We start from the raw sequence: 11,359 nt of genomic DNA on the forward strand, positions 1-11,359 counted from the left end.
TGTCGGGTGCTCACCCGATTCTGGCTTCCGCTCGGGAGTGAGGAACAGCGATGAGGACGACTGAGCACATCCACGACCACGGTGACCCGACCTTGTACCGCACCCCAGCGGATGCCGTCGCCGCGCCCCCGGAGAAGCTCGCCTACGTCGTCGGATTCGACCCGACCGCACGGCGCGCGGACGCGTTGTTCACCGTCGACACCGACCCCGCGTCCCCGGCGTACGGTCGCGTGGCCTCCCACGCCGAGATGCCCGACCTCGGCAATGAGCTGCACCACTTCGGCTGGAACGCCTGCTCCAGCGCGCTGGCGCACGCCGGTCATCACCACGCTGCGCGTCGCTACCTGATCGTTCCGGGGCTGCGCTCGTCCAGGCTGCACGTGTTCGACACCGTCCCCGATCCCGCCCGCCCTCGCCTGGTCAAGGTGGTGGGGTCTGAGGAACTGGCTGCCAAGGCCGGGTATTCGCGTCCCCACACCTTGCACTGCGGCCCCGACGGAGTCTTCCTGTCCTGCCTGGGCGGCGCGGACGGTGCGGACGGGCCCGGTGGCGTGGCGCTCCTGGACCACGAAAGCTTCGACGTGCTGCGCAGCTGGGAGAGCGACCGCGGCCCGCAGCGGCTCGCTTACGACGTGTGGTGGCACCTGCGCCGGAACATCGCTGTGACCAGCGAGTGGGGAAGCCCCTCGATGATCGAGGACGGCCTTCTCCCCGACCTGCTGCTGGATCGCCGGTACGGCCACTCACTGCACTTCTGGGAGCTCGACTCCGGCCGGCACCTGCAGCGCGTCGACCTGGGGGACGAGCACCAGATGGTGCTGGAACTGCGGCCCGCGCACGACCCCGAGGCGACGTGGGGGTTCACCGACACCGTGATCAATGTGGAGGACCTGTCGGCATCGGTGTGGCTGTGGCACCGGGAGGGCGAGACCTTCCGGGTCCGCAAGGTGATCACCGTCCCGGCCGAGCCCGCGCAGCCGGAGGACCTGCCCCCGGCGCTGAAGCCGTTCGGCGCCGTGCCCCCCTTGATCACCGACATCGACCTGTCGGTGGATGACCAGTGGCTGTACGTCTCCGCATGGGGAACCGGCGACCTGCTCCAGTACGACGTCAGCGACCCGTTCCATCCGAGGCAGACCGCGGTCGTGCGTCTCGGCGGCATCGCCGCCCGGCAGCCGCACCCCGCTGCGCCCGACAGGCCGCTGACGGGCGGAGCGCAGATGGTCGAGCTCAGCCGCGACGGGCGGCGCGTGTACCTGACGAACTCCCTCTACGCCGCCTGGGATGAACAGTTCTATCCCGCGGGAATCGATCCGTGGATGGTCAAACTCGACGCCGATACCTCGCACGGAGGGCTTTCGGTCGACAGCCGCTTCTTCGCGCACGACGCGGACTTCCTCGGCTTGCGCGTGCACCAGATACGCCTGCAAGGCGGCGACGCCTCCTCGGACTCCTATTGCTACCGCGGCTGACGAAGCCGGTGTGCCCGGGCGCCGCGCAGGGACGCCCTGTGCCGCTGAGGAGCCGTGGCAACGGCTGTCGCTCACGCTTCGTGCCCGGGTACGGCCCACAGGGGTGAGGTGATCGCTCCGCGGAGGGTCTTGGCGTGGAGGGACTCCACGCCGAGGTGGAGGGCGGTGGCGCCGTGGGCGTAGGCGTCCTCGATGGGCAGGTAGTAGACGAGGTTGAAGTACTCGTGTGCGGCGCGCAGCCGTGCGTAGTCGTAGCCGGTGGCGCGGAGCCAGACGGTTCCCGCGTGGCGGTAGAAGAGGCTGAACGCGGCCATGCGGCTGTCGGCGTACGCGGCGAGGACGGTTCCGCTGTCGGCCATGCCGTCGGCCTGGTCGCGCAGCAATCGGGCCATGGCGGCGGGGTCCGCCGGGTGGCCGTGGCGCTGCTGGAGCTGGGCGAGCAGTGTGCCGGCGGCATCGGCGCACTCGGAGAGCCGTAGGGTGCGCAGCTCGTATCCGGCTTCGAGGAATGCCCGGCGTTCGCGGCGGATGCTGACGCGGCGCTTGGACGGGAGGCCGGCGAGATAGTCGTCGAACGTGCTGCCGGCCAGCGGTATACGGGCGTCCTGAGTCAGCCGCACGGGCTCGGTGCCGCAGACGGCGGCGAGTTCGGTGGCCGCCGTGTCGGTGACGTAGAGCCACCATGGCCGTGCCTCGTGGGCGGCGGCGAGGGATGCGGCAGCCGCGACGAGACGACGCAGTGCCTCGCGCCGTCGGCCGGGGGTGAGGCGGCGGTGCAGGAGAGGGGCGTTGAGGTAGCCGCGGCGGGCTCCCGCGAGCACGGTCCTGGCCGGTGTGCGGCCGGGGACGATCTCGTGCACGCGGTAGAGGGCGTTGGGCTCGGTGTCCACCACGTACAGCGGTGCGGCGGCGATCAGGGTGCCGTCGTCGTGGACCAGCGCGTAGTGGACATGGGCGGTGGGATCGTGCTGCTGCGCCGCGAGCCACTGGTGGGAGAGGTAGAGGCCGGCCGGGGTGGCGAGGGCGTCCCACTCGGCGGAGGGGACGTCCCGGACGTCGCGGATGGAGGAGAGGATCACGGCAGGGGTTCCTCCAGGTCGGGCCGGTCAGAGGGGGCGAGAGCGTGCGCGGCGGGAACGGCGAGCACGCTGAGGGCGGCCAGGAGCAGCCAGGGCAGGACGGGCTGCCGGCTCAGCAGTGCGGTGAGGACGACGGGTGCTGCGGCGCCGCCCAGGGACCAGGACAGTTGGAAGGCGGCCTGGTGACGGCCGTCTGCCTCGGCGGGGGCCATGGCGACGGAGAGTTCGTTCAGCGCGGGTGAGCTGAGGATCTCCGACAGGCTGAACAGCAGCATGGCAGCGACCAGCACGCAGGCCACGGCCCAGCCCGGCGCGCCCCGCCAGGCGAGGGGTGCGGCGAACAGGGCGAACGAACCGGCGCCGACGAGGAACCCGCCCGCGATCGCACGGTCCGGGCGGTGACGCGTCGAGCGGCGGGTGATGGCCGGGGTGAGGACGGCGACGGCGGCGGTGTTGACGACCAGGAGGGCGCCCGCGAGCCAGGTGCCCGCGCGGAGGGTGTCGGTGACGTACACGGCCAGCAGGACCGGCGGGACCATCTGCGCGAGGACGAACGCCACGTTGGCCGCGACCAGCAGGAGGTAGCGGCCGTCTCGGAGGAGGGCCGCCCAGCTTCCCCGCCGGGCCGGCGCGCCGTCGTGCCGCGGTGGGCCGGGTGTGTCCGGCGCGGCCGGGGTCCTGGCCGGCTTCCAGGTGATGAACAGCGCCGCAGCGCACAGGAACGTGCCGGCGTTGGCGGCGATGAACACGTACAGGCTGTCCGAGCCGAACAGGGCCAGTGCCACGGCTGAGACGGTGGCGCCGGCGCCGATGCCCAGGTTGCGCAGGGACGAGATGAACCCGAACCACAGGCGCTCCTCGCCGGGCACGCAGGCCAGTGGCACCAGGTTGCGGGCGGCCGTCCAGTACAGGTTGATACCGGCCTGTACGACGAGGTAGGCGAGGCTGATCTGCCAGGCGGAGCGGACCGCGAGGAAGCCTGCGAAACCGGCGGCGCAGACGAGGTTGGCGGCCGCGACGACCGCTTTCGGGCCGAAGCGGTCCAGCAGGAGCCCGCCGAGCGCCGGGGCGGGCAGCGCGAGGAGGTTCCCCAGGGAGAGCGCCGCCCCGATCTCGGCGAGGGGGAGGTGGGTGGCGTGGGTGAGGTAGACGACGGTGAAGGCGAACAGGAGTCCGGTGCCGAGGCTGTCGACCGCGTGAGCGGCGACGAAGCGGCCCGCTCCGGTGAGCACGGGCAGTCCTGCCCGGGCCCGCAGCCCGCGGCGGCGGCCGGGGTCCGGCGGGGCGCCGTACGAGCCGGCGGGCGGCGGGCGGCGGGCAGCGCGGCGGCGTCCCGGCCGCCGGCCGGTGCGGACGGTCACCGGCCCGTGGGGGTCAGGAGGCGGCGGATCTTGTCGAGCATGGGGGGCGCGATGAACCCGGTCTGTGCGCACAGTTCGGCGAGGTCCTTCACCGCACGCTGCTCGTCGCCCGGTTCCACGGTGAAGGTGAGGATCCCACCGTGGTCGTGACCGTCGATGATCAGGTCGTGACAGGTGACGAGGTCGATCCGGGCGCGAAGTTCGGCGAGCAGCCCGGGGGTGGGGTTGGCGGTGAGGCACTCGATCGCGAAGCGCTCGGCCGGGGCGCCGGTCCGGGTCGGCCAGCTGCCGTCGAGGATGTCGAGGAGGGCGACGAAGGTGTTGAGTCCGCCGGCGGCGATGGACAGCGTGGTGGCGCCGCCGATCCGGGGGTTGATCTCCAGGACGTGGTAGACGCCGTCGGCGTGGATCATGTCGACGTTGACGGACCCCTCGACGCCGAGTTCGGTGCACAGCTGCACCAGGCGCCGCGCGGTGGGCCGGAAGTCGTCGTGCGGGGTGGGGTCGGCGTGGCGGAGGTCTTCGAAGGTGAACGCGGGAGGGCCTCCGGCGGTGCCGGTCCAGATGAGCGGCATGACGGTGTAGTGGCCGCCCGCGCCGACGATGTCGACCGAGCAGAGCCGTCCGGCGACGCACTTCTCCAGGACCGCGTGCGCCGCGGGCGGATCGGCCAGGTAGGCGTCGAGGGCGGAGGAGTCCGGGATGAACCTGATGCCCATGCTGGTGGAGTCCCACAGCGGCTTCGCCATGAGGGGGTAGCCGATGTCCTGGGCGGCGAGGCGGACGGCGTCCGGGTAGGCCGGGACGGGCAGCGCACGGTCGTTGAGGAGGTCACTGTCGACCAGGACGGCGGACGGGGTGGTGAGGCCGTGCGCGGTCAGGGCCCGCTTGGTTTCCCACTTGTCGCACAGAACGCGCGTGGCGGCGAGTGGGGTCATGACCGTACGGATGCCGAACGCTTCGAGCTTGGTCTTGACGACGGCGTCTCGCAGGGCGTTCTCGTCCGGCAGGGAGATCGCGACGGCCGCGTCGGCTCCCCAGGCGCGCACGCGCTCGACGAACTCGTCGGGGGTCGCGGCGGGGTCGAGCCGCTCGCTCGTCCCCGGGAACAGGTCGGGACCGCAGTCGTCACGGTGGGTGTGGAAGAGACGGGCCTGCGCACCGAGCCGCGCCAGGGCGGGGGCGATGCCGTGGATGTACGGGTCGGCCCGTTTGATGTGGGCGGACCGGAGGAAGGCGATGCGCCGCATGTCAGCTCACCTCGATGCGCGTGTGGGCCAGTACGTGGGCGGCGTCGGCGTTGACCTGAGCGGGTGTGGGCGCGGTGAGGAGCAGGTGGCCGACGCGGGCCGAGTTGTCGTGGGCGCTGCCGACGGTTTCGCCGGGCGCAGTCGTGATGTGCTGGTGGACCAGAGCGGTGTGCCGGCCCAGGACGGTCACCCCGTGGAAGGTGCCGGCGCGCGGTGGGGTGAGGAACCGGATCGCGCACGCTCCCTCTCGGGACGTGGCGACGTCCGGTTTCTCGTCGAGGACGGCCTGCAGGTAGGCCCGGGCTTCGTCGATGCCGGACGCACGGCGTACGACGTCCACGAGGTGGTCTCCGGGCAGGCGGGCGCCCACCTCGATGACGACCGGGCCTCCCTCCGGCGGGATCTTGAGTTCGGTGTGGGCGACGCCGTTGCGGATGCCGAGTGCCCGTAGGGCCTGTTCGGTGGCCGCGCGCAGGCCGCGGAGGTCGGCGGGTGGCAGGACGGCGGGGCAGGTGTGACCGGTCTCGGCCCGGTAGGCGCCACCAGTGGTGTGCTTCTCGACCACAGGCAGGTGGAAGCAGGTGTCGCGCCAGACCACGGTGTCGAGGCTGAACTCCGGTCCGTGGACGTACTCCTGGATGACGACGCGCGGGTCCATGCGCAGCCCGTGCGGGCCGGCGACCGGCCAGGACTGGGCATGCCGTACGGCGGTGCCGAGCTCCGCCGGGCCCGCGACCACGCTGACCCCCCAGGAACCGCCCTGCTCGGCCGGTTTGACGACCACCGGGAACCCGATGCCGGCGCGGTCGAGGGCCTGGGCCGCCTGCGCGGCCGTGCGCACGCCGACCGTGCGGGGTGCCGGTACCCGGCCCGCGGAGAAGGCCTGCGCCATCTCCGCCTTGTTCCGGGACGCCTGGGCGCACCGCGGGTCGTTGCCGGGCAGCCCCAGGCGCCGGGCCAGGTGGGCGACGAGCGGGGTGAAGAACTCCCAGCAGCCGGCCACCGCGTCGATCCCGGTGGTCTCGGCGAACGCGGCCAGGTCCGCCAACGCCCGTTCGGGGTCGGTGAGATCGGTGAACACCGTGCCGTGGATCTTGTCACGCAGGGCGGCGGGGTAGCTCTCGTAGACGTCCTCGTGGGTGGCGACGAAGACGTGTGCCCCGAGCTGACGGGCGGCATCCAGCACGTACGGGCCCGAGTTTGCGAGCGCTTCGATCAGCAGGATCTTCTTCACGCAGCGCAGTAGACCGCACCGGCGGGGGCGCGGCCACGAGCGTAACCACCAGAGCCCGGCGCCGATTTGGGGACGACAGTTGTAGCAAGCTCCAGTCGTCGGCCGGCCCGGGATACTAGGGGTTTCGGCTTTGCGGAAGCGACCTTTCCGGTGAACTTCGGGCCATCGCACAGGAGTGAGCGCGTCGGACGGGCCGGGGTTTCGTGGGTACCGCGCCTGGGGTCCTGCCACCGATCCCGGATTGACTCTCGGACGACCCAACCGTCACATGTGTACGAGAGGGGCACCATCCCGTGACCGGCTACGCCGCCCAGCTGACCGACTACATCCGTCAGGGCGTCATCCCGCCGTACAACTACTCCTACCCGTCGCGTTCCACCTACCGGCCGCTCGACGGCCGTTGGACGGCCGAGGAGGCCTGGAATCAGGACCTGGATCTCTACCAGGTGCCTGAGCTGAACCTGTACCTGCACGTGCCGTTCTGTCGCTACAAGTGCGGCTTCTGCAACCTGTACACCGTCATCAGCGAGGACGGGGACGTCTACACGGACTACATGAACGCGCTGTGCACCCAGCTGCGCGATCACGCCGACATCATCCGTGCCCGCCGGCTGCGCACCGTCTACATCGGCGGCGGCACCCCGAGCCTGCTGTCGCTGCGCCACTTCGAGCAGTTGTTCAGCACGCTGGACGAGGTGTATCCCAACTGGCGTTCCACCGTGGAGGAAGTGGCGATCGAGGCCACGCCGGACTCGATCGTCCATGAGCCCGCCACCCTGCGGGGTCTGCTGCAGCTCGGCCTGACCCGGGCCAACATCGGCATCCAGTCGCTCGTACCGAAGGAGATCCGCGAGGCCGGCCGCGGCCAGGCGGGCGAACACGTCATCCGCAAGGCCATCGAGATCGTGCACGACCTGGGGCTGCCGGATCTGTCGACCGACCTCATCATGGGATTCGCCGGCCAGACCGACGAGACCTGGCGGACGTCCGTCGATGAACTCGCCCAGCTCAACCCGTCCACGATCAGCACGTACTTCCTGACCGTGCGCCCGGACGCCTGGTTCTCCAAGACGGGCGCCTACCAGTACGCGCAGTCCCCGAACCTGTACGAGCGCTACGACTACGCCCGTCAGGTCTTCACCGACCACGGCTACGTCCAGGAAGGCTCCGTCCGGTACAAGAAGCTCGGCCGCGGCGGCTACAGGCAGAAGGTGCTCACCTTCCACGGCGTGCCGCTGCTCGGACTCGGCGTCGGCGCCCGCTCCTACACCGGTGTCCTCGACTACATGGTGGGCTCCGTCAAACCGTCCATGTCCGAGGTCGCAGACTACATCGGCAAGGCGAACGCCCACGCGCTGCGGCCCGTCACCGGGTTCGTCCTCGACGACGAGGAGATCATCCGCAAGCGCCTCGTCCTGGACACCTTCGACCTGGACCTCGCCGAGCTGGACCGTTTCGGCTACCAGGACAAGGCCCACCTGTTCGAGCCCGTCCTGGACGCCGCCGAGGAGACCGGACTCCTGCGGCGCCTCGGCCGCCGTGTCCAGCTCACTCCGGCGGGCTTCAAGTACCGCGACATCCTGTCCTGGATGTTCTTCTCCGACACCGTCGTCCATCTCGACCGTGCGTACTACGAGGGTCTGCACGAGAACAACAAGCGGGCCCGCAAGCACATGGGCACGCCGGTCGGCATCTCGGGCATACGCACCGCGCGAGCGGCATCGTGACCGAGCTGTTCGTCGCGGCGGGCGGCGGCGGTGACCCGATCGGCACCGCCCTGGTTCACGCGAGCCTGGGCGCCGGAGCCGATGCCGTCGTCCTCACGTACGGCTGGGAGCGCCTCAGCGTGGATCCGCTGCCCGGCCCCCTCGCCACGCACGACTTCGCCGGCCTCGACCACGCCTCCCTGCCGGTGCCGCTCATCACCGCCGGCACGAAGGCGGTCCCACCGCGTGTTTCCACCCTGCCCCGACTCGCCGGTCACCTGCCGACGAAGCTCGCGCTCCTCGACCCCCACACCGGAGTCGAAGGCCTCGCCGACCAGATCGGGCGCACCGCCCGCGCACTCGGCACCGACCACATCAGCGTGGTGGACATGGGCGGCGACATCCTCGCCCACGGCGACGAACCCACCCTTGCCAGCCCCCTGCTCGACGCGCTCGTGCTCACGGCCTGCCACCTGGCGGGCGTCCGGACCACCGTCCACGTCGCCGGCCCCGGTCTGGACGGTGAGATAGCCGAGGCCACCGTTCTGACCCGTGTCACCGGCGACGGCACCGATCTCGGCCCCGCCCTTCCCGCGTGGGCGCCGGAGGTCCTGCGCTGGCATCCGTCGGAGGCCAGTACCCTGCTCGCCGCAGCTGCCGCCGGGCTGCGCGGCCCCTGTCTCACGAGGTCAGGGCCGCTCCCGCTCACCGACCGCAGCGGCCGCGCGTGGGAGCTGCCGCTCGCTCAGGCCCTGGATCACAACCGTCTCGCCCAGGGCCTGGCGGAGACCCGGCCCGACACTCTGGCAGGCGCGCAGGAGGTCAGCCTGAAGCTGTATGGATTCGACGAGGTCGAGCGCGAGCGCCGTCGGGCCGGCCGACGGCACACCGCGCGCGACACCATCGACGACGACACCTTCCTGGACGAACTTGACGCCTGGCTCCGTACCCAGCGCGCCGGCAACCCCGGCGCCCGGTACGTGGGCATGCGCTGCGCCATCGAGTCCCTGGACTACGACTGGCGCCTGACCGAACACGTCCGCGACCTGCTGACCCGGCGCCGTCCCGGCCTGGACGCCTTCCCGCTCCTGACACTGACGGACTGACCGGTCCCGCGCGCACGGGGGCGGCGCCCGGCAACGGGGCCGCCCCTTGTTCGAAGCGCGGTGCAGGACGATGCCCGGCGGCCCGTGGGACCGCCGGGCATCGCCACGCGCCGACCGGCGAGGCCGGGGCCGGCTGTACCAGCACGACCTGGGCGTGGTCCGGCTGCGCCGGATGTACCGCTCCGCGGCCGAGGAGCAGGCCTCCGCATAGGCCGCTCAGGCCCCTGGGCGGGTGTCCTGCGCAGGGCGGGCACGCAGCGCGTGGTCATGCTTCCGGGTGTGACCGGATCGGTCCGCACCCGGACCCGATGGGGCCTGTCGCGACTCAGGTCCGGCCGGTCAGGCTGGGGAGCATGACCCGAGCGCTGATCGTCATCGACGTCCAGGAATCCTTCCGTGCCCGCCCGCTGTGGGAGACCATCTCCGACCCGAAGATCGCCGACCGGGTGAACCGCCTGGTCCGGCTCGCCCGCCAGGCCGGGGACCTGGTGGTGTGGGTGCTGCATTCCGAGCCCGGCAGCGGCGATGTCTTCGACCCCGCCCTCGGCCATGTCCGGCTGATGGAGGAGCTGGAGCGCCGGGACGGTGAACCGCTGCTCCACAAGACTTCCCACAACGCCTTCACCACGACCGGCCTGCAGCAGCTGCTCACGGAGCGCGGCGTCCGCGAGCTCACCGTCTGCGGCATCCGGACCGAGCAGTGCGTCGAGACCACCACCCGCGTCGCGAGCGACTTCGGCTACCTGGTCACCTTCGTCATCGACGCCACGGCCACCAACCCCATCCCGCACCGTGACGCGCCCGCCGACCGGAGCGTCGCCGAACTGCTGTCGGACCCCCGCACCCTGAGCACCGAGGAGATCATCAGGCGCACCGAGTACGCCTTGGCCGGACGCTTTGCCACCATCACCACCGTCGGGCAGCTGGAGGCCGCGGCCCGGGCTCGGGCATGATGACCGGATCGTGAACCACATCGCCTTCCTCCTGGTGCCCGGAGTCCATCTGCTGGACCTGGCAGGCCCCGCGCAGGTCTTTTCCACGGCCGCCGACTTCGGGCACCCCTACACGCTCAGCTACATCGCCGAGCAGCCACTGGTCTCCACCGCTCAGGGCCTGCCGCTGGTGGCCCGGCCCGACTGGCCCGAGCTCGGTCCCGAGGACCTGATCGTGGTGCCCGGCTGGCGAGCGCTCACCCTGGGCGACAGCCCGGCCATCGGCGCGGCCTTCCTGCAGTGCCTGCGGGACCACCACGCCAGGGGCGGGACCGTCGCGAGCGTCTGCGCAGGGGCCGACGCGCTCGGCCGCGCCGGCCTGCTCGACGGCCGCCGCTGCACCACCCACCACGACGTGCAGGACGAACTCGCACGCCGTCACCCCAGGGCGACGGTCGTCCGCGACGTCCTGTACACCGCCGACGACCGGGTCGTCACCTCGGCCGGCATCGCCAGTGGCATCGACCTGGCCCTGCACCTGATCGCCACCCGGCACGGCCCCGCCCTCGCCGCCCAGGTGGCCCGGGACATGGTCGTCTACGCGCGGCGCAACGGCCATGAACCGCAGGCCAGCGCGATGCTCCGGTACCGGTCCCACCTCGACGACACCGTGCACCACGCCCAGGACCTGCTGGACGCCCGCTTCGACCAGCCGTTGCCCCTGTCCGCCCTGGCCGCGGCGGTGGGGGTGAGCGAGCGCACCCTCACCCGCCAGTTCACCCGCGCCACCGGCGGCCTCACCCCGCTGCGCTATCAGCAGACCCTCCGTCTCGAACGCGCCGAGCACCTCATCAGCCACGGCGCCACGGTCGATGCCGCCGCGCACGCGGTCGGCTTCGCGGACCCCCGGATGCTGCGCCGCCTGCGAGCACGCGAGCACTGACCGGTGACAGCGCACGCCGAAGCGCTGCTCCCGGGACGTTGACGCCGCCGTCCACGGGGCGCGCGTGGCAGGCGGAAGGCTTGCTTCATCTTTGACGGCCGATGGGGCGCATTGTCAGCCAACCTGAGAGAGACGTCGGTGCCAGTGCGGGGGGCACGTCGGGGTGGTTCGCCGTCGCCTTCCCCCGGGCCCCGGAGGCGGCTCGTCTCCAGGGCACGCGGTCACGACGTGCCGGGTCGGCCCGGAACCGCCGGCGGGGACGGCTGTCCCGGCGCC

Annotated in this window: 10 protein-coding genes; 6 read left to right on the forward strand and 4 right to left on the reverse strand. The window is 71.7% G+C overall.

Annotated features, from left to right (window positions below; genetic code table 11):
- The first annotated feature begins 50 nt into the window (after window positions 1-50).
- The gene (locus tag AB0N17_RS37510) at window positions 51-1,472 is read left to right on the forward strand and encodes a selenium-binding protein SBP56-related protein (protein ID WP_366016134.1); all 1,422 of its coding nucleotides are present in this window, start codon (window positions 51-53) and stop codon (window positions 1,470-1,472) included.
- Between the two features lie 71 nt (window positions 1,473-1,543).
- On the opposite strand, the gene AB0N17_RS37515 is transcribed toward AB0N17_RS37510, so the two are convergent.
- Genes AB0N17_RS37515 through AB0N17_RS37530 form a run of 4 tightly spaced genes read right to left on the reverse strand, consistent with a single transcriptional unit; the run spans window position 1,544 to window position 6,396 of the window.
- A complete protein-coding gene (locus tag AB0N17_RS37515; RefSeq protein WP_366016135.1) occupies window positions 1,544-2,551 on the reverse strand; it encodes a GNAT family N-acetyltransferase in 1,008 nt (335 codons plus the stop codon).
- Window positions 2,548-3,912: an MFS transporter gene (locus tag AB0N17_RS37520; RefSeq protein ID WP_366016136.1), complete on the reverse strand. Its 1,365-nt coding sequence runs from the start codon at window positions 3,910-3,912 to the stop codon at window positions 2,548-2,550. Before AB0N17_RS37520 ends, AB0N17_RS37515 begins: the two co-directional genes overlap by 4 nt.
- Window positions 3,909-5,162: an ATP-grasp domain-containing protein gene (locus AB0N17_RS37525; protein ID WP_366016137.1), complete on the reverse strand. Its 1,254-nt coding sequence runs from the start codon at window positions 5,160-5,162 to the stop codon at window positions 3,909-3,911. Before AB0N17_RS37525 ends, AB0N17_RS37520 begins: the two co-directional genes overlap by 4 nt.
- 1 nt (window position 5,163) lies before the next feature.
- Window positions 5,164-6,396, reverse strand: coding sequence for an ATP-grasp domain-containing protein (locus AB0N17_RS37530; protein ID WP_366016138.1), 1,233 nt, complete (start codon window positions 6,394-6,396; stop codon window positions 5,164-5,166).
- A 293-nt stretch (window positions 6,397-6,689) separates the two neighbouring features.
- On the opposite strand from AB0N17_RS37530, the gene AB0N17_RS37535 reads away from it, so the two are divergent.
- The 5 genes from AB0N17_RS37535 to AB0N17_RS37555 all read left to right on the forward strand — a co-directional run bounded on the left by AB0N17_RS37535 (window position 6,690) and on the right by AB0N17_RS37555 (window position 11,083).
- Window positions 6,690-8,123 (forward strand): radical SAM protein, encoded by a 1,434-nt coding sequence (locus AB0N17_RS37535; RefSeq protein ID WP_366016139.1) that lies wholly within the window; start codon window positions 6,690-6,692, stop codon window positions 8,121-8,123.
- Window positions 8,120-9,208 carry a DUF1152 domain-containing protein gene (locus tag AB0N17_RS37540; protein ID WP_366016140.1) on the forward strand — a complete coding sequence of 363 codons (1,089 nt, stop codon included), beginning with the start codon at window positions 8,120-8,122 and terminating at the stop codon, window positions 9,206-9,208. Before AB0N17_RS37535 ends, AB0N17_RS37540 begins: the two co-directional genes overlap by 4 nt.
- 70 nt (window positions 9,209-9,278) lie before the next feature.
- The gene (locus AB0N17_RS37545; protein ID WP_366016162.1) at window positions 9,279-9,419 is read left to right on the forward strand and encodes a hypothetical protein; all 141 of its coding nucleotides are present in this window, start codon (window positions 9,279-9,281) and stop codon (window positions 9,417-9,419) included.
- A 142-nt stretch (window positions 9,420-9,561) separates the two neighbouring features.
- Window positions 9,562-10,161, forward strand: a complete 600-nt coding sequence (locus AB0N17_RS37550) for an isochorismatase family protein (protein ID WP_366016141.1) — start codon at window positions 9,562-9,564, stop codon at window positions 10,159-10,161.
- Window positions 10,162-10,171: 10 nt separating this feature from the next.
- The gene (locus AB0N17_RS37555; RefSeq protein ID WP_366016142.1) at window positions 10,172-11,083 is read left to right on the forward strand and encodes a DJ-1/PfpI family protein; all 912 of its coding nucleotides are present in this window, start codon (window positions 10,172-10,174) and stop codon (window positions 11,081-11,083) included.
- The last annotated feature ends 276 nt before the right edge of the window (window positions 11,084-11,359 follow it).

This window comes from Streptomyces sp. NPDC051133 (genome assembly GCF_040682635.1).
Classification (GTDB): Bacteria; Actinomycetota; Actinomycetes; order Streptomycetales; family Streptomycetaceae; genus Streptomyces.

Excerpts from the sequence above, each read along its gene's own strand:
- AB0N17_RS37525 (WP_366016137.1), bottom strand. The coding sequence starts at position 5,162 with ATGCGGCGCATCGCCTTCCTCCGGTCCGCCCACATCAAACGGGCCGAC.
- AB0N17_RS37510 (WP_366016134.1), top strand. The coding sequence starts at position 51 with ATGAGGACGACTGAGCACATCCACGACCACGGTGACCCGACCTTGTAC.
- AB0N17_RS37550 (WP_366016141.1), top strand. The coding sequence starts at position 9,562 with ATGACCCGAGCGCTGATCGTCATCGACGTCCAGGAATCCTTCCGTGCC.
- AB0N17_RS37545 (WP_366016162.1), top strand. The coding sequence starts at position 9,279 with ATGCCCGGCGGCCCGTGGGACCGCCGGGCATCGCCACGCGCCGACCGG.